The sequence below is a fragment of the Candidatus Acetothermia bacterium genome, assembly GCA_024653305.1.
In the GTDB taxonomy this organism is placed as follows: Bacteria; Bipolaricaulota; Bipolaricaulia; order Bipolaricaulales; family Bipolaricaulaceae; genus JACIWI01.
On record JANLFW010000001.1, the window covers coordinates 195,499 to 212,107 of the forward strand.

The following is a 16,609-nucleotide window of genomic DNA, read 5'->3' on the forward strand; positions in this document are numbered from 1 at the left end:
CCCGTGGCGGGCAAACGGCGGCCCCCAAAGGCGGTGGAACCAGGCTATTCAGGCCTGGAGCGGCCTTTTTGCTCCTCCCTGATTAGCTGCGCAGGCCGAGGATGTCGGCCAGGTTCGCCTTGGGCTCGATACGGAACGCGAGCGCCCCCGGCTTTGACGTGGTGAACAGGGTGGTCACCCCTGGTCCATGGCCACTCACCACGCAGTCGGAGTGGACGACGATGCCGATGGACAGCGCCCCGGGGCGGTACACCCGGCCAAACGAGTGGTCGGTGTCCCGGATCGCCACCAGGTCCCCGAGCCGCAGGTCGGAAAGCCCATACCGCTCCACGGTCTCCGGGTCGAACAGCTGGATGTCGTAGTCCCCCCGGTAGCACGTGTCCGCTCCCAGACCTGAACCCATGATCGCCGCGGGGACCTCGTGGGCCACCCCAACCACCAGCGCTCCCTCCTCTTCCCATACCGGCAGGCGATCGAGCAGCCGGGGGTCAAGGTTCATGACCCGTACGTGGGGATGATCGGGCAAGGTCAGCCCCACGCCGTACGCCTTGATCCCGACCTTGTCCCCGATCTGGAGCTTGTCGAGCGTGTCGGGGGGGAAATCCACGAGCACGTGCTCGATCCCGCCGTGCTTGCCGGTGACCACGCCCTTCGCCCCCTTGGCGTCCCCGGTGATCACCGTGGCCTCGTTCCCCACGCACGCCAGGAAGTTCAACCCCTGGTTGGTCGCGGGCAGGTCCTCCCGGTCCGTCATCAGGTTGCGCAGGGACACCCCAGGCTCGGCGTGATCCGCCGCCCACCCTACCGCCGGATCCCCGACCCGCAGGTTGTACGTGATCCCGCCCACGCCGGGGAGCATCACCGGCTGCCCCTCGTGGGTGATGCGGTAGCCGCGCACGGACGGATTGGTAACCTCTCCCAGCACCGAGATCATGATCAGCCGATCGGCATTGGTCCTCATGTCCTCCTGCACCTCCAGCCCCATGCTATTGAGCACGGTGGGGATTGACAAACGCCCCCTCGTCGGCTACGTTGCCCCCGTGACCTGGACGATCCCGAATCAGATCACACTCGCCCGGATTTTGGCCATCCCTCTCTTCATGTACTTCCTGTTCGCCGAGGGCACGGTCTTCAAGATCCTGGCCCTCGCCATCTTCGCCGCCGCGGCCATCTCCGACGCCGTGGATGGTTACCTGGCCCGGTCCCTGCGTCAGGTGACCCCGTTCGGCGTGTTCGCCGATCCCATCGCCGACAAGCTTTTGCTCACCGCAGCCGTGGTGTCGTTCGTCCAGCTCGGGGAACTGACCGCAGTGCCGGTGGTGGTGATCCTGGCCCGGGAGTTCCTGGTCACGGGCCTCAGGATCCTGGCCATGGCCGAGCGGATCGTCATCCCAGCGAGCCCCTTGGGAAAGTTGAAGACGCTCTCCCACATCGGCCTTGTCCTGTTCATCCTGGCCACCCGCTATTTCGGCTTGGGGCCTACCGGACAAGCGCTGAAGGACGTCTTTCTCTACTTGGCGGTGGCCCTGGCTCTCATCTCCGGGGCGGAGTACTTCTGGCGGGTGCGGGACTTGTTCCGGGGTTCACCCCGAGCAACTTCACGCTAGCCTACGGGCCCCATCGCCACCGGGTGGGGTGGTCGATCCCGTACCGCTGAGCGTAGTCCCGCACCGCGCCCTCTAGGTCCACGTCCGGCCCGTACCGTTCCCGCAGGTAGTAAAGGTGCTCGGACACCCACACGTAGAGGTCGGCCTCGGTGCGGCCGGGGAAGTGGGCAAGGGCCTTGGTGCGGCGGAACGTGTCCACCAGGGGCCGGTATACCCGGTCGTACCAGGAGGCCACCGCCTCTGCGCACGGCACCTCACGGCGCTGCTCCAGCCCGAGGAAGTAACGGTGGACGTCGATGTGCTCGAGGAGAATACGGTACTTCCCGAGCTCGGTGAACACGATGTCCTGCTCTGGCCGGAGCTCGTCGAGGCGGGTGTGGGCGAGGAACGCGGAGTACTCGGCCTTGATCAGGATGTCCTTCGGGGTGTCGGTGGCGGTGATGGGCACGTCGGGCACGAACTCCACCACCTCGGCGTCGATGAACCGGCCGCCCCCCCGGCGGGCAGCGGCCACGCGGTGGTGGCCGTCCTCGACGAAGTAGGCGTCCCCGATCTTGTAGAGCTTGATCGGCGGGAGGATCTCCCCCCTTCGCCACGCCTCCTCCAGGCGCTCCAGGCGCTCCGAGGGGCCTTGTCGCGGGAGAAAGGCGCGATCGAAATCGCGGTACCGGTTCACGCTGCCCACGATCTTGGCGATCTCCACCTCCTGCAGGCCTAGGTACCTCCAGGCCTTGATCCGCACGTGCTCCTTGACCCAGTCGAACGGGAGGAGCAGGCTCGGCTCTTGGCGCACGTGGGCGAGCACCCGGGCGATCAGCCGGTGCCACCGCGACCTAGGCATCGGGCACCTCGAGAAGATAGTGGCCGCGCACGTGGATCACCTCCGTGTCCCGGTACCGGGTGCGGTTGGGTTGTCCTGGGCGGGGGTAGGAGTGGCCGTGGATGAGGTACCGGGGCCGGTGGTGCTCCATGAACGGGAGGAAGGCGTGGAACCCTTGGTGGGCAGGATCCTCATGATCGTGGATGCCCCGCGGTGGGGCGTGGGTGAGGAGGATGTCCAGGGCCTGACCCCCGCGCACCCGGTTCCACCACAGCGCGGGTCCCAGGCGGCGCACGCGCCGCCGCATCTCCCGCTCCGTGTACTGGTGCTCCCCATGGGCCAAGTAGCGGGGGCTCCCCCCGAGGCCGGCGATCAGGAGCCCCTTGGCCTCCACCACCCGCCCCTCGATGTTCACGCCGCCCGGAGGGGCGGCGATCACCCCGTGCTCCGTCTCCGCCGGGCGGTCGTGGTTCCCGTGTACGTAGAGAAGGGGCACGTCCAGGGCATCCACGAGGTATCCAAGGTAGTCGTAGGGCAAATCCCCGCACGACAGGATCAACGCCACGTCGCGGAACTGCTCCCCCGGGAGCGCCCGCTCCAGGGCCGGACTGACCTCGTCGCCCACCACGAGCAGCTTCATCGCATCGTCATTGTAGCCAGGGCCATATCAGGGGCGGATTAGGACACAGGGCCGCTTCTCACCGGTCCGGCGACCTCGCATCGCGCCGCGGCTGGACCTGTCCCCCAGGGCCACCGGCCGTATAGTGGGCCATCAACCGGTTGCTGCAAGGAGGTTGCGCCATGGTGCGATGGGGGCTGATCGTGGTTTTTCTCGTCCTCGCCGGGCTTCCGGCGATGGCCGATACCTTGCACTTCAAGGACGGTCGGGCCTTGTCCGGGGAACTGGCCGGGATTGGGGATGCTGGCTTGGTGTTCCGGGTCGATGGGGTGAGCACGGTGTACCCGTTCGCCGCGGTGGCCCGGGTGGACATCGACTGGCAGGGGAACCCCGAACCCCGGTTGACGAAGGCGAAATGGCAACGGGCGATGGCCAAGGCCCAACGGGCCCTGTTCGCCTGCCGGTCGGCCCGGTACGGACTTATGTTGGGCGGGTTCCTGTTCATGGGCGGCGGGTACTGGCTGAGCCTGGAGGGGTATGGGCCGTTCGGCAACCTCCTCACCGCGCTCGGGGCGGTGGCCACGGTGCTGGGTGTGGTGGCGCCCCCTTCGGAGTGCCCGGCCCAGGAAGCGCAGGTGAAGCTCCTCGCGCGCATCGGCCTTGACCACGACTGGGTCTACTGAGCACGAAAGCCTAACCCGCGGGCAAGGGGAGACAGGCCGGCGCGCCGCATCCCCCGCGTTTACGCTATAATCACGACGTGGCCGTCCAGAACAGGATTCGAAAGGTCCAGAAGCGCGACCGGTCCCTGGTCCCGTTCGATCAAGGGCGGATCGTGCACGCGATCCTGCGGGCTGCCCGCTCGGTGGGCGGGTTTGCGTTGGACCTCCTCCCCGGGGTGAACGACCGCCTGTTCGCGTACGGGGACGACGAGCACATCGCCGAATTCCTGTCGGACGTGGTGATCACTGTCCTCAACCGCGACCCCCGCCACTGGGTGGCCAACTTCCCCCCCACGATCGAGGAGATCCAGGACACGGTGCTCCACGTGCTCAGGAGCTTCGGGTTCGTGACCGTGGCCGATGCCTACGAGTGCTGGCGGTGGGGGAAATACTGGGTGCGGGTGGGGGCGATCACCCTGGACCAGTTCGTGGGGAACGGCTACCCCTCCCCGTTCCACGATGAGATCCTCGCCTGGAACCGCGACCATGGCTGCGACACGGTGGACGGGTTGAACGCGATCGTCCGGTCGGGACGGCTTCCGGATCTGGTGGCCGCGGCCACCGAACGCTACGAGCGGTCGGTGGACGGGGCGGCGGAGGAGATTTTGCGGCGCCTCGAGCGAGGCGACGACCTCCGGATGATCTGGATCTCCGGACCCTCCTCCTCGGGCAAGACCACGACCACGGTCAAGCTCACCGCACGCCTGGGGAAAGAGGGCCTCCAGTTCCTGATGCTGAACCTGGACGACTACTTCTGGCCCCTGGTCGAGCATCCCACCGACTGGCTGAACGACCGGAACTTCGAGACCCCGGAGGCCCTGGACATCCAGGCCATCAACCGCCACCTGCGAGCGCTCCTTGAAGGCGAAACGGTCGAGAAACCGATCTACAGCTTCAAGGAAGGGCGGCACGTGGGGACGAAGCCAGTGCGCCTCAAGAAGGGGCACATCCTGCTGTTGGATTGCCTGCACGGGTTCTACCCGCCCCTCACCGCGGGGATCGAGCGGGAGTGCATGTTCCGCCTGTACATCGAGGCCGTGAACATGCTGTACGAGGGCGACGGGGCGAGCGAGCGGCTGACCCAGTTCACCGACGTGCGGCTCCTCAGGCGGATGCTGCGGGACGTGCAGCACCGGAACCATCCGCCGCTTCAGACCCTCCTCCATTGGCACTACGTCAGGAGCGGGGAACTCTTCTCCATCATCCCCCTCATGGGCCTCGCCGACCACGTGGTGAACGGGGGGATGCCGTTCGACCTGCCCGTCTTGAAGCCGTTCTTTGTCCCGGACGGGATCTGGCCGCGGCCGGAGGAGGTGGCCCCGTACGATTCTTTCCTCGATGCGCGGATTCGGTATCGACGGATTACAAACCTGCTTTCGCAGGTGGCCGGGCTCACCCTGTGGGAGGCCGAGGACCACGGGCTGATCCCTGGGGATCACCTGGTGCGGGAGTTCATCGGCGGAAGCACCCTCCGGATCCCGCATAACGAGTAACCCCCTTGACAGGGGGCGACGGGCGTCGTATCTCTCTTTGTGCCGGGCGGAAGCCCGGCGCTTCGTTTGGTACAAGTTTTTCCGTGGCCCATGGAACCGAAGGCTTCCGCCGATGGGCCCGGACAGCCGCGGCACAACAAAACTTGTGTTTGGCCTATCCCCCGAACAGCCTTGCCCAGAACGAGCGGTTCGCCCGCGGGGGCTGCGTCTGCACCGCTCCCTCCTGCCGGGCCTGGGCCACCGCCGCGTCCCACTTGCCCCGGGCCCGCGCCTTGGCCTCCCAGAGCTCGGCGAACTTGGCCACCGCTGCGTAGGCGTCCTTCCGCGACACCGCCGATCCCCCGCGGGCCAGGGACGCCAGCACCTCGTCCAGGGAGGCGATGTCCGGCCGGATGTGCACCTCCTCGCCCTCGGCCACGAGGAGGTACCGGGTGGCGTCGGCGATGAGCCCGAACGAACCGGCGTCCACCGAGCCCACCGGGAGCACTTCCTCCACGAACTCCCGGTCGGCCTCCAGGTACTCCCGCTCCAGCCGCCCCCTCCAGCCCATCGCCACGCCCTCGGCCACTACCGGCCCTTCATCACGAGGAACGCGTTGTGGTGCTCCTCCTCGTCGGCGAGGATCCCCTCGAAGAGCGTCCTGGTGGTGGAGTCCTCCTCCTTCGTGGCCAGCTTGATGATCTCCTTATAGAGGGCGATCGCTTCCTCCTCGGCCTTGATGTCGAGGTCGATCATGTCGGAGAGCTTCTCCCCCACCGTGATCGGCGCGGGCTGGGTGGTGGGGACGCCGCCCAGGTAGTCGAGCCGCTCGGCGATCGCCTCGGCATGCTTCATCTCAGCGATCGCGATCTTCCTTAGCCGGTCCGTGACCTCCAGCGACTCCACCCCCGTGGCCCGCACGTGCTGCCACATGTACTGGATGGACACCTGGATCTCCCGGGCGATCGCCTTGTTCATGAGCTCCTTCAGGTTCTCGGATGCCATACCGCTTCCTCCTTTCGCGCGTCACCGGCCAGCGACCATGATAGCCGATGGCGCGCGGTCGGGCCAAGACGGCTCCCCTTGGAGGAGCCGGGACATCGCGGCGAGGGCCTGGCGCAGCCAGCTGAAGCCCGACGTCGGGGATAAACCCCGACGCTACGGTCCTTCCCCCTCCCCCTTGATGGGGGGAGGGTCAGGGAGAGGGTGATCGCGGCACGAGGACGACCCCCCTCTCCCCCACCCTCTCCCACAAAGGGGAGAGGGGGCAAGCATAGCGTCGGGCTTTATGGCCGACGACAGGTTTTCCATGGGCCCTTGATGAGGTAGGTAAGATACGCCCTGGGCGAGGAGGTCATAGAGCTCCCCGCGCCGAGCCATCTCGACGTGAGCTCCGAGCGCACCGCCTTGAGGTTTTGCTCCCGAAGGCCGCCTCCAGGCCGAGCCGCCCGAAGTGCCGGTACGTCTCGGCGATCACGTTCGCGTAGGGGACGGCCGATGCTTCACCCGCTCCGCCACCCGCCGGCCGAGCTCCTCACCTTGGGCGAGGTCCTCCCGGACGGGAGCGCCTTTGAATTCGAGCTTGTCAACCAGTTCCCACCCCAGCTTCGCCACTTCCTCGGCCATCTTCCGCACTGCCCCGCCCTGCCACCCCGAGGACCCGAACAGCCCCACCACCCGGTTCGCGAGGCGCTTTCGCGCGATAAGGCGCAACGCGTGCTCCACCGCGGGGAAGATCCCGGTGTCGTAGGTGGGGGAGCCGAGGATGAGCCCCCGCCGCCGCCAGACCTCGGCGAGGACGAAACTCGGGTGGACCCGGGCCGCATCGATGACGCTCACCGGGAGGCCGGCGGCGGTCACCCCGCGGGCGACGGCGTCGGCCATCCGCCGGGTGTGGTCGTACATCGACCCGTACACCACCGTCACCGCCGGCTCCCCCTCCATCTGGGCGAGCCTGACGTACAACTCCACGATGCGCTGAGGATCCTTGCGCCAAACCAGGCCGTGGGATGGGGCGATGACCTCGATGGGGAGGGCGGCGAGCACCTCGATCGCCCGCAGCACGGGCCGCGTGTACATGCCCACGATGTTCGCAAAATAGCGCACGGCTTCGTCTCCATACCGTGCCAGGTCCGCCTGATCGTCGCAGAGCACGCCATCCACGGCCCCGAAGCTCCCGAACGCGTCGCACGGAAACAGGACGCGTTCCGTTGACTCATAGGTGGCCATCGTCTCCGGCCAGTGGACGAACGGGATCGGGTGGAACGAGAGGCGTTTGCCGCCAAGGTCGAGGGCCTCGCCGTCGGCCACCGCCTGTGCCCCGGCTTCGATCCCGTAGAACCGCCGGAGCATCGGCAGGGCGGCCCCCGTGGCGAGGATCTGGGCGTTTGGGGCGACCCGGCGCAGGAGGGGCAGGGCCCCGGAGTGGTCGGGCTCCATGTGGTTGACCACGAGGAAGTCGATCCGGGCCGGGTCCATGACCTGGGCGATGTTCGCGAGGAGCTCCTCGGCGAACGCGGCCTTGACCGAGTCGATGAGCGCGGCCTTCTTGCCCAGCACCAGGTACGCGTTGTAGCTGACCCCGGTGGGCAGGGGCCATTGTCCCTCGAACAGGTCGGTGACCCGATCGTTCACCCCGACCCAGAAGATGCCCGGACGGATCTCGAATGCGGTCATGTTCCACCTCCGACCGAAGTTTACGCGGCCCCGTCAGGGGGCAACACGCGTGGTCTGGGGCTGAACGGGGCGTCTCCTCGGACGGGCCCGTTCGCGCCCCTTTTTACCGGCTACCTCGGGCCGCGTTTGCGGGCGGCGAGAAGGGCGTCCAGGGGGAGCACGTTCAGCACGTGCTTGGCCTCCGCCCACCCCCGGCGGACGGCGATCACCCCAAGCTCCAAGAAATCCAGGTGCTCCGGGGAGTGGGCATCGGTGCCGATGGCGAGCTTCACCCCGACCTCGAGCGCCCGGCGGACAAGGTCGGGCGAGAGGTCCAACCGCTGGGGGTTGGCGTTCACCTCGAGGGCCGTCCCGCTCTTGGCCGCCCGGCGAAACACCTCGTCCCAGTCGACTTCGTACGCCGGCCGCTCCCCGATCAGCCGCCCGGTGGGGTGCCCGAGCACGTCCACCCCCTCGTCCTCCACCGCCCGGACCAGCCGCTCCGTCATCTCCTTCTTCCCGAGGCGGAAGTGGGTGTGGACCGAGGCAATCACCAGATCCAGTTCAGGCAAGAGGTCCCGCGGCACGTCCACCGTCCCATCGCGGGCGATGTTCGCCTCCACCCCGGTCAAGAGCTGGATTCCCTTCAGCCTTTCGTTCAGGTGCCGGATCTCCTCGATCTGGCGGGCGAGGTCGGCGGCGGAGACGCCGGGGATGGCCTGGGCGAACCGGAGGTGGTCGGTGATCGCGATGTACCGGAGCCCTCTCGCCCGGGCGGCCCTGGCGAGGTCGGCGAGGCTCGCCGTCCCGTCCGACCAGTCACTGTGCACGTGGAGGTCGGCGATCACCTGGGCTTGCGTGACGAGGGTCGGGAGGGCGCCGCGCTCGGCGGCCTGGACCTCTCCCTGGTCCTCCCGCAGCTCAGGGGGGATGTACGCGAGATCCAACGCTCGGTAGATCCCGTCCTCGTCCGCCCCGGCCAGCGCCCTCCCGTCCGCGGCGAACAGCCCGTATTCGTTGAGCTTCCACCCTCGGGCCACGGCCCGCTCCCGCAGGCGGATGTTGTGGTCCTTGGACCCGGTGAAGTACTGGAGCGCCGCCCCGAACGAGCTTTCGGGCACGAGGCGCAAATCCACCTGGAACCCCCCGGCAAGCTTCACCGACGACTTCTTCGCCCCCTGGGCGAGCACCTGTTCGACTTCGGGCAGGGAAACGAACGCGCGTGCCGCCTGCTCGGGGTGATCGGACACGGCGAGGATGTCCAGGTCTCCCACCGTCTCCTTCCCCCGCCGCAAGGACCCCGCCGGCTCCAGGCGGCGGAACAGGCCGGTGCGCTCGAGCTTGCGGCACAGGTCCCGGGCCAGGGGCAAGGCGTACCCCAAAAGCTCGCGGTGCTCCGCCCCACGGGCTTCCTGAAGCCCGCGCAGGATCTTCTCCTCCGTCTTCGCCCCCAGGCCCTTCACCTGGCGGATCCTCCCCTCCCGCGCCGCTCGCTCCAGGTCGTCCAGGGTCCGCACCCCCAGCTCCTCATAGAGGAGCTTGGCCGTCTTCGGTCCCACCCCCTCGACCTGGGTCAGGGCGTACAGGTCCACCGGAAGCTTCCCCCGGAGCTCCTCGTGGTAGGCGAGCTTGCCGGTAGCCACGATCTCCTCGATCTTCCCGGCGATGGACTCCCCCACCCCGGGGAGCTCCCCCAGCCGCCCTTCCGCCACCAGGTCCTCGATCGGGGTCGGACAGGATTCCACCGACTGGGCAGCGCGGCGGTAGGCGCGGGGCTTGAACTGGACCCCCTCCAGCTCGAGGAGCTCGGCCACCTCGTACAGGATCTTGGCCACGAGCCGATTCTTCATCCGGTGTGGAGCCCGGCGAAGCGGCGGAAGGACCGATCGTAGGTGCGCTCCACCTCCGGCGGGAAACAGCACGCCGGGAGTTCCTGATGCGCGAGGTGGTAGTGGAGGCACTCGCAGCAGTTGCCCTTGCGGGAGCACTCCGGCCACGTGCACGGGCAACGGGCCAGGTTTTCCTTCAGGTTTGAGCAGGCCGCCATCTCCAACCCTCCCTTCGCTCGCATGGGTTAGGCCACGGCTATAATGCCGAAGCCATGCTTACCGGGCAAGACGTGCTGAAGCGCATCCTAACCGATACCCGTGGCGAGCGCCCCCACTACGAGCGGTACTCCCTCCTCGCCGTCCCGGCCACGGTGGAGGAGCTGTTCGGCCTCTCCGGCGATGTCCACGGCCTGCGCGACGAGCTTGGGCTGCCGGAGGCGGAGGTGGTGGTGAGCGTCCTCCTCGATGGCGTTGGGTACAGGCGGTTGGAGGAGCTGCGGACAGGAGGCGCGGTGGACCTCGCGCCGTTCCTGGACGGGGGGGCGTACATCCCGCTCACCTCGGTGTTCCCCACCACGACCACCACCGCTCTGGCCACCCTGGCCACCGGGGTAAGCCCGATCGTCCACGGGATCCTCGGGTACAAGCTGTTTCGCCCGGACCTGGGGGCGGTGGTGGACATGATCCGCCTCGCCACCCCGGGGGCGCGGGAGAACGCGGTGGAGAAGCTGGGCCTCCCTGCGGAGCACCTCCTCACCGCCCCCACCCTGTACCAGCGGTTGGGCATGGCGGGGATACCCACCGTGCTCTTCCTGCCCAAGTACATCGCCGATTCCGGTCTCTCCCGCATCCTGTACCAGGGAGTGACACGGACGGTGCCGTTCCTCACCGGATCGGACCTGGTGATGCTCCTCGGGGAGGCGCTCGCTCGCCCGGGGCGGGCGTTCCTCGCCGTGTACTGGCCGACCACGGACGGCTTGGCCCACGTGTACGGCCCGGGGTCCCCGGCGTTCGCCGCCGAGGTCGCCCATGTGTTCCGCCTCCTGGCCCAGGTGCTGGCCGACTCTCCGCGGCACAGCGTCCTCCTGATCACCGCCGACCACGGGTTTCAGGAGGCGGACCCGGAGCGGGACATGGTCTCCTGCCCGGCCCAGCCGACCCTGCGGGACGGCCTTCTCCTCCCCCCGGTGGGCGACCCGCGGGCCGCGTACCTGTTCGTACGGCGGGGCCACGAGGCGCGGGTGCGCGACTTCTTCTCCCGGTTCTTCCCGGAGGAGTTCGCCGTCCTGTCCGTTGAGGAAGCGCTCTCCCGGCACCTGTGGGGGCTGGAGGAGCCCACGGCCGCGGTCCGGGTACTGCTCGGGGACTACGTGGTCATCGCGAGGAAGCGGCGGTTCCTCCTGTGGCCCACCGAGGAGTTCAAGCTGCGCGGCCTGCACGGGGGGCTCACCGCGGATGAGCTGTTCGTGCCGTTTCTAGCCAAGGCGCTGTGAAGGAGGGGAAGATGGCGGTGGTGAAGCGGATTGCGTGCGTCCCGGCCAAGGACATGTCCGATGGCCAGGAGGTGGTCGGGGCGACGAAGCAGGTGCTCATCGGCCCTGGCGAGGGAGCGCCCACGTTCGCCGTGCGCCTGTTCACCCTAGCTCCTGGCGGGCACACCCCGGCCCATGGTCATCCATTCGAGCACGGGGTGATCGTGCTCCGGGGCGAGGGCGAGGTCCTGACCCCGGAGGGGCCGCGGGCCATCGGCCCGGGCACCGTCGTGTACGTGCCGCCCGGGGAGCACCACCAGTTCCGCAACCCCGGGAACGCCCCCCTGGAGTTCCTGTGTATCGTCCCGGTGCACGTGGAGGGATGAAGCGCGTCCTTTTGGGGATGTCCGGGGGCGTGGACTCCACCGTCGGGGCGTGGCTTCTGCGGGAGCAGGGCTACGACGTCCTCGGGCTGACCCTGTGGCTATGGGACCCGGCTGGCTCCCTGGAGAACCGGTGCTGCTCGGTGGACACCGCTGCCCTGGCCGCGCGGGAGCTGGGCATCCCCCACGAGGTGGTCCACGCCGAAGCCGCGTTCCGCCGGCTCGTGGTGGAGCCGACCCTCGCCGCCTACCGCCGCGGCCTCACCCCAAACCCATGCGCCCTCTGCAACCGGGAGGTGCGGTTCGCCCTCCTCGTAGCCGAGGCCGACCGACGTGGCATCCCGTTCGTGGCCACCGGCCACCACGCCCGGGTGCGGTGGGAGAACGGCCGGGGGCTGCTCCTGCGGGGCCGTGACCCGAACAAAGACCAGTCCTACTTCCTGTACGGGCTGACCCAGGGCGAGCTCTCCCGGGCCCTGCTGCCGGTGGGGGAGCTCGTCAAGGACGAGATCAAGGGACGGGCGAGGGAGCTCGGCCTCACCGCGGCCCAGCTCCCGGAGAGCCAGGACCTGTGCTTCGCGCCCGAGGGCGTCGCCGGGCTCATCGCAGGCGCCCCCCCTGGGCCGATCCTCGATCTCTCCGGCCGCGAGGTCGGAGAGCACAAGGGCCTTCCCCACTACACGGTTGGCCAACGCCGGGGGCTTGGGATCGCGTCCCCGGAGCCCTTGTACGTAGTGGCCCTGGACCCGAAGCGGAACGCGGTGATCGTGGGGCCGGAGCGGGCCCTGTACGCGGACGGGCTTGTCGCCACCGATCTGCGCTGGATCGCCGGGGAGCCCCCGGCGGACCGGTTCTCGGCCGAGGTCCAGATCCGCTACCGCGCGTCCCCGGTCCCGGCGGAGGTGGAGGTGCGGGGGGACGAGGCGTGGGTGCGCTTTGCCGAGCCGCAGCGGGCGGTGACCCCGGGCCAGGCGGCCGTGCTCTACCGGGAGGAGGTCACGTTGGGCGGGGGTACGATCGCCCGCGCCTACCGCAGGTAGGGCCTCGCCTGCGGCAAACATGCTGCGGACAAAGGGAACGCCCTCTGGAGATCCTCACTCCGGCAGCGCCGTGCGGGCGAGCTTGGGGTCCAGGGCGTCCCGCAGCCCCTCCCCGAGCAGGTTCATGCCGAGCACGAACAGGAGGATCGCGACCCCGGGGAACGTGGAGATCCACCACCCGCGAAACAGGTAGTCGCGGCCGTCGGCGATGATCGCCCCCCAGCTCGGCTTGGGTGGTTGGATCCCGAGGCCGAGGAAGCTCAGCGACGCCTCCATCAGCACCACCCACCCCACCCGCAGGGTGGCGACGACGATCGCCCCAGGGATGACGTTGGGAAGCATGTGCACGAGGAGAATGCGGCAGGGGCTAGCCCCGATCACCCGCGCCGACTCCACGAACGCGGCCTCCTTGAGGGCCAGCACCTCGCTGCGCACGATGCGGCAGGAGGTGACCCATTCCTTGCACGCCAGCGCCACCACCATGTTCGCGAACCCCGGGCCGAACAGGCCCATCAGGGCGATCGCGAGCACGAGGTACGGGAACGCCAAGAGCACGTCCACCGTGCGTTGGATTGCTGCGTCCACCACCCCACCCGCGTACCCGGAGATGAGCCCCAGGGCCACCCCGACCACGGTGCACACGGTGATCACGACCAACCCCAGGGAGAGCGAGATCCGCGTCCCGTAGATGATGCGGCTCAGGACGTCGCGGCCGAGGTTGTCCGTGCCCAAGAGGTACCCGCTCCCCCCGGAAAGCCAGCGCGGGGGGCGGAGGCGGTGGACGAGGTCGCCGCGCTCGGGATCGTGAGGGGCGATCCACGGGGCGAGGATGGCGAGGAGGGAAAACATGAGGACGATCGCGCCCCCGGCCACCGCGAGGCGGTTCCGGCGGAACACCTGCCAAAAGCGACGCCAGGTCACGCGATCCCCCTCACTTCGGCCCGATCCGTGGGTCCAGGTACACGTAGGAGAGATCGGCGGCCAGGTTGAGGAGCACGTAGGTGAGCGCGTACACGAGGACGCAACCCTGGACCACCGGATAGTCCCGCGTGTACACCCCCTCCACCGTGAGCCGCCCCAGCCCCGGCCAGGCGAACACGGTCTCCACGATCATGTTCCCCCCGAGGAGCGCCCCCAGGTTGAGGGCCACCGCGGTCACCACCGGGAGGAGCGCGTTGCGCAGGGCGTGTCTCAGGATGACCCTCCGTTCGGGCATGCCCTTCGCCCGCGCGGTCTGGACGTACTCCTGATGGAGGGTCGCAAGCAGGCTCGACCGCGTGAGGCGCATCGTCATCGCCATCATCCCGGTGGACAGGGCGAGGGCCGGCATCACCAGGTGCCGCAGCACGTCCCCGAGGGCGCGTCCGTTGCCCTGAAGGATGGCGTCGAGGATGAGGAACCCGGTCCGCGGCTCAAGGCCCGTCCCGTACGTGACCCGCCCCGCCACCGGCAACACCTTCAGCGTCACCGAGAACAGGATGACCAGGATCAACCCCAGCCAGAACCCGGGGATCGACACGCCGATGAGGGAGACCATGGTGCCTGCCGCGTCCAGCCAGGAATAGCGGCGCACGGCGGAGATCACCCCGGCCGGGATGCCCACGAGAAGGGCGACGAACGCGGCGAAGAGCGTGAGTTCCACGGTGGCAGGAACCCGGTCCCAAATGAGCTCAGACACCGGCCGGCGGTAAACGATGGAGTGGCCGAGGTCCCCGCGGAAGATCCCGGCGAGGAAGCGGCCGTATTGCTCGTGGAACGGCTGGTCGAGCCCGAACTCGTGCCGGACGCGCTCGATCTCCTCGCGGGATACGATCCCTGTCCGCCCCATGATCAGTTCCACCGGGTCCCCAGGGGTGAGGTACAGCAGGAGAAACACGATGAACGTAACCCCGAGGAATACGGGGATGGCCTGCAACAGCCGGCGCACGAAATAGGCAGTCATCCAGGTGATGGAACCGGGGAGGGACGGCCCCCGCCCCTCCCCGAGGTGGGCCTACTGGCCCAGGTCCACGTCGTGGAGGTTGATCCGGCTGTCCGGGCTCGGCTGCCACCCGATCACCCGCCGACTCACCCCGTACAGTTCCTCGGCCACGTACAGGAACACCATCGGGGCCTCGTGATGGATCAGCTCTTGGGCGATATGGTACGCAGCCGTGCGGCTTGTGGGATCGCGGGCGATGCGCTCGGCGAACTCCATCAGCCCGTCGTAAAGGCAGCTCGAGTAGCCCGTGTAGTTGCCCCGTTCCCCGGTGCGGAGCTTGGGGATCATGATGTCCATCGGGTCGAGGGTGGCATTGCCCCAGTCGCCGATCCACATCGCCCGCTCCCGGTTGAGGAGCTTCGTCCGGAGGATCCCCCGCTCCCACACCTGGACCCGGGCGTCGATCCCGATCTCCCGCAGCATCTGGGCGCACACCAGGGCCACGTCCTTGAGGTAGTCCTCGCAGTCGATGGTCACCGAGAACCCGTGGGGGTAGCCGGCCTCGGCGAGGAGGGCCTTGGCCTTCTCCGGATCATACCCGTAGGGTTCAAGGTCCTTGAAGTACGGGGAGTCCGGGGACAGGAGGCTGGGGATGGGGGTGGCCAGTCCCCCGAGGACGTGCTCGATGATCTTGTTCACGTCGATCGCGTAGTTCATGGCCCGCCGCACCCGGACGTCGTCGAATGGGGGTTGGGTGACGTTCATCTCGAGGAACGTGCTTCTCGTCCCGCGGACGCTCATCACGAGGAGGTTCGGGCCGGCCTCGATCTCGGGGATCAGGTCCACCGGGATCCGGGTGGCGATGTGGATCTCGCCGGCCCGCAGCGCGGCGATGCGCGTTGAGGTCTCGGGAAGCACCCGGAAGATCACCCGGTCCAGCTTGGCCGGGCCCACCGGGGGGATGTCCGGAGATCCGCCGTAGTAGCCGTCGTAGCGCTCCATCACCACCTGCACGCCCTTGTCCCACCGCACGAACCGGAACGGGCCGGTGCCGATGGGGTTCTCCGCGAAGTACGCGTCCCCCACCGCCTCCACGTAGTGCTTGGGCACGATCTCGTGGAACGGGAGGAACGCGAGCAGGGCCGGGAACGGGACCGCGGTGATGATCTTCACCGTGAGCCGGTCCACGACCTCGGCGCCGATCACCGGGTCGAGCAGGCTCTTCCTGGGCGAGGTCCGCCCGCCGATCCGTCCCTCCTTGACCGTGCGGTCCACGGTGAACTCCACGTCCTCGGCGGTGAACGGGACCCCGTCGTGCCAGGTCACTCCGTCGCGGAGGTGGAACACCCACTCCGTATCGGAGATCCGCTCCCAGGACACGGCGAGTTCGGGCACCACCTCCATCGCCGGCGTGCGCGTGACCAGGCCATCGAACATGTTCCTGATCACGTTTTGGGTGGTCCGATCGCGATGGTTCCCGGGGTCGAGGGTCATCACGTCGGCCTCGATGCCCACGATCAGGGTCTTCGCCTCTTGGGCCACGCCAGCGAGCGACGGCACCAGGCACAGTCCCACGACCAGGAACGTCCACAGTCTCCGGTTCATGTTCTCCCTCCTTGGATCGGTACAGGATGAAGGGGGTAGCGGCTGCTGGTCTCGATAGCAGCTTCTAGGTGCGAGGTCATCCAGAAAAAAGGATACGGGGCGGTTCTCGGTAGCGCAAGCGGGCGGCGCGGGAGGAACTTCCCGCATGGCTTGACCCCGACTGCGGAAGCGGCCGTTCGACTCCTACGTGAGCTTGGGCGGGAGCACGATCTTGCCGAAGTTCTTCTCGTACTTCTCGATGTTCTCCCCGATCGCGTCGTGCAGGCGCTTCATGTGGCGGGGGGAGAGGATGACCCGGGACACGAGCAGGGCCTGGCCCCGTTCCGGGGTCTGGGCCTGGGGGTCCACGAGCAGGAAATCGAGGAAGAACTCGTCCGGTTGGTGGGAGACGATGACGAGGTTGGAGTAGACCCCTTTCCGCGTGTCCATGTCCGCGCCGACCTGCATTTCCCGTTCTGGCATGT

At 68.2% G+C, this 16,609-nt stretch carries 18 protein-coding genes; 6 read left to right on the forward strand and 12 right to left on the reverse strand.

Annotated elements, in window-relative coordinates; genetic code table 11:
* Positions 1–82 precede the first annotated feature (82 nt).
* Entirely contained in the window at positions 83–961 is an 879-nt protein-coding gene (locus NUV94_01020) for a DUF4438 domain-containing protein (GenBank protein MCR4391374.1), read from the reverse strand.
* A gap of 37 nt (positions 962–998) precedes the next feature.
* Here NUV94_01020 and pgsA point away from each other — a divergent pair, with 37 nt between their 5' ends.
* On the forward strand, positions 999–1,607 hold the full coding sequence (gene pgsA / locus NUV94_01025) for a CDP-diacylglycerol--glycerol-3-phosphate 3-phosphatidyltransferase (protein ID MCR4391375.1): 609 nt from the start codon (positions 999–1,001) through the stop codon (positions 1,605–1,607).
* Position 1,608: 1 nt separating this feature from the next.
* Here pgsA and NUV94_01030 read toward each other — a convergent pair whose 3' ends face one another.
* Positions 1,609–2,448 (reverse strand): DUF4032 domain-containing protein, encoded by an 840-nt coding sequence (locus NUV94_01030; protein MCR4391376.1) that lies wholly within the window; start codon positions 2,446–2,448, stop codon positions 1,609–1,611.
* Positions 2,441–3,067 carry a metallophosphoesterase gene (locus NUV94_01035; GenBank protein MCR4391377.1) on the reverse strand — a complete coding sequence of 209 codons (627 nt, stop codon included), beginning with the start codon at positions 3,065–3,067 and terminating at the stop codon, positions 2,441–2,443. Before NUV94_01035 ends, NUV94_01030 begins: the two co-directional genes overlap by 8 nt.
* 161 nt (positions 3,068–3,228) lie before the next feature.
* Here NUV94_01035 and NUV94_01040 point away from each other — a divergent pair, with 161 nt between their 5' ends.
* A complete protein-coding gene (locus tag NUV94_01040) occupies positions 3,229–3,729 on the forward strand; it encodes a hypothetical protein (protein MCR4391378.1) in 501 nt (166 codons plus the stop codon).
* A gap of 77 nt (positions 3,730–3,806) precedes the next feature.
* Positions 3,807–5,261, forward strand: a complete 1,455-nt coding sequence (locus NUV94_01045; GenBank protein ID MCR4391379.1) for an ATP cone domain-containing protein — start codon at positions 3,807–3,809, stop codon at positions 5,259–5,261.
* A gap of 154 nt (positions 5,262–5,415) precedes the next feature.
* Here NUV94_01045 and NUV94_01050 read toward each other — a convergent pair whose 3' ends face one another.
* The 5 genes from NUV94_01050 to NUV94_01070 form a co-directional block, all read right to left on the reverse strand.
* A complete protein-coding gene (locus NUV94_01050; GenBank protein MCR4391380.1) occupies positions 5,416–5,829 on the reverse strand; it encodes a hypothetical protein in 414 nt (137 codons plus the stop codon).
* Positions 5,829–6,245, reverse strand: coding sequence for a ferritin (locus tag NUV94_01055; protein MCR4391381.1), 417 nt, complete (start codon positions 6,243–6,245; stop codon positions 5,829–5,831). Before NUV94_01055 ends, NUV94_01050 begins: the two co-directional genes overlap by 1 nt.
* Before the next feature lie 468 nt (positions 6,246–6,713).
* A complete protein-coding gene (locus NUV94_01060) occupies positions 6,714–7,916 on the reverse strand; it encodes an FprA family A-type flavoprotein (GenBank protein MCR4391382.1) in 1,203 nt (400 codons plus the stop codon).
* Positions 7,917–8,026: 110 nt separating this feature from the next.
* Positions 8,027–9,730 carry a DNA polymerase/3'-5' exonuclease PolX gene (polX, locus tag NUV94_01065; protein ID MCR4391383.1) on the reverse strand — a complete coding sequence of 568 codons (1,704 nt, stop codon included), beginning with the start codon at positions 9,728–9,730 and terminating at the stop codon, positions 8,027–8,029.
* An 11-nt stretch (positions 9,731–9,741) separates the two neighbouring features.
* Positions 9,742–9,942, reverse strand: a complete 201-nt coding sequence (locus NUV94_01070) for a DUF6485 family protein (GenBank protein MCR4391384.1) — start codon at positions 9,940–9,942, stop codon at positions 9,742–9,744.
* Positions 9,943–9,996: 54 nt separating this feature from the next.
* On the opposite strand from NUV94_01070, the gene NUV94_01075 reads away from it, so the two are divergent.
* The 3 genes from NUV94_01075 to mnmA are packed head-to-tail and all read left to right on the forward strand — an operon-like array spanning position 9,997 to position 12,619.
* A complete protein-coding gene (locus NUV94_01075) occupies positions 9,997–11,217 on the forward strand; it encodes an alkaline phosphatase family protein (GenBank protein ID MCR4391385.1) in 1,221 nt (406 codons plus the stop codon).
* Between the two features lie 11 nt (positions 11,218–11,228).
* Positions 11,229–11,582 carry a cupin domain-containing protein gene (locus NUV94_01080; protein MCR4391386.1) on the forward strand — a complete coding sequence of 118 codons (354 nt, stop codon included), beginning with the start codon at positions 11,229–11,231 and terminating at the stop codon, positions 11,580–11,582.
* Entirely contained in the window at positions 11,579–12,619 is a 1,041-nt protein-coding gene (gene mnmA / locus NUV94_01085; protein MCR4391387.1) for a tRNA 2-thiouridine(34) synthase MnmA, read from the forward strand. Before NUV94_01080 ends, mnmA begins: the two co-directional genes overlap by 4 nt.
* 54 nt (positions 12,620–12,673) lie before the next feature.
* On the opposite strand, the gene NUV94_01090 is transcribed toward mnmA, so the two are convergent.
* The 4 genes from NUV94_01090 to NUV94_01105 all read right to left on the reverse strand — a co-directional run bounded on the left by NUV94_01090 (position 12,674) and on the right by NUV94_01105 (position 16,607).
* Positions 12,674–13,540 (reverse strand): ABC transporter permease, encoded by an 867-nt coding sequence (locus NUV94_01090; GenBank protein ID MCR4391388.1) that lies wholly within the window; start codon positions 13,538–13,540, stop codon positions 12,674–12,676.
* A 10-nt stretch (positions 13,541–13,550) separates the two neighbouring features.
* Positions 13,551–14,561, reverse strand: coding sequence for an ABC transporter permease (locus NUV94_01095; protein ID MCR4391389.1), 1,011 nt, complete (start codon positions 14,559–14,561; stop codon positions 13,551–13,553).
* A gap of 51 nt (positions 14,562–14,612) precedes the next feature.
* The gene (locus tag NUV94_01100) at positions 14,613–16,145 is read right to left on the reverse strand and encodes an ABC transporter substrate-binding protein (protein ID MCR4391390.1); all 1,533 of its coding nucleotides are present in this window, start codon (positions 16,143–16,145) and stop codon (positions 14,613–14,615) included.
* Between the two features lie 183 nt (positions 16,146–16,328).
* Entirely contained in the window at positions 16,329–16,607 is a 279-nt protein-coding gene (locus NUV94_01105) for a DUF3467 domain-containing protein (protein MCR4391391.1), read from the reverse strand.
* Positions 16,608–16,609 lie beyond the last annotated feature (2 nt).

Excerpts from the sequence above, each read along its gene's own strand:
- NUV94_01020 (MCR4391374.1), bottom strand. The coding sequence starts at position 961 with ATGAGGACCAATGCCGATCGGCTGATCATGATCTCGGTGCTGGGAGAG.
- NUV94_01030 (MCR4391376.1), bottom strand. The coding sequence starts at position 2,448 with ATGCCTAGGTCGCGGTGGCACCGGCTGATCGCCCGGGTGCTCGCCCAC.
- NUV94_01040 (MCR4391378.1), top strand. The coding sequence starts at position 3,229 with ATGGTGCGATGGGGGCTGATCGTGGTTTTTCTCGTCCTCGCCGGGCTT.
- NUV94_01055 (MCR4391381.1), bottom strand. The coding sequence starts at position 6,245 with ATGGCATCCGAGAACCTGAAGGAGCTCATGAACAAGGCGATCGCCCGG.
- NUV94_01095 (MCR4391389.1), bottom strand. The coding sequence starts at position 14,561 with ATGACTGCCTATTTCGTGCGCCGGCTGTTGCAGGCCATCCCCGTATTC.
- NUV94_01100 (MCR4391390.1), bottom strand. The coding sequence starts at position 16,145 with ATGAACCGGAGACTGTGGACGTTCCTGGTCGTGGGACTGTGCCTGGTG.
- NUV94_01075 (MCR4391385.1), top strand. The coding sequence starts at position 9,997 with ATGCTTACCGGGCAAGACGTGCTGAAGCGCATCCTAACCGATACCCGT.
- NUV94_01105 (MCR4391391.1), bottom strand. The coding sequence starts at position 16,607 with ATGCCAGAACGGGAAATGCAGGTCGGCGCGGACATGGACACGCGGAAA.
- NUV94_01035 (MCR4391377.1), bottom strand. The coding sequence starts at position 3,067 with ATGAAGCTGCTCGTGGTGGGCGACGAGGTCAGTCCGGCCCTGGAGCGG.
- NUV94_01080 (MCR4391386.1), top strand. The coding sequence starts at position 11,229 with ATGGCGGTGGTGAAGCGGATTGCGTGCGTCCCGGCCAAGGACATGTCC.
- NUV94_01070 (MCR4391384.1), bottom strand. The coding sequence starts at position 9,942 with ATGGCGGCCTGCTCAAACCTGAAGGAAAACCTGGCCCGTTGCCCGTGC.
- NUV94_01060 (MCR4391382.1), bottom strand. The coding sequence starts at position 7,916 with ATGACCGCATTCGAGATCCGTCCGGGCATCTTCTGGGTCGGGGTGAAC.
- mnmA (MCR4391387.1), top strand. The coding sequence starts at position 11,579 with ATGAAGCGCGTCCTTTTGGGGATGTCCGGGGGCGTGGACTCCACCGTC.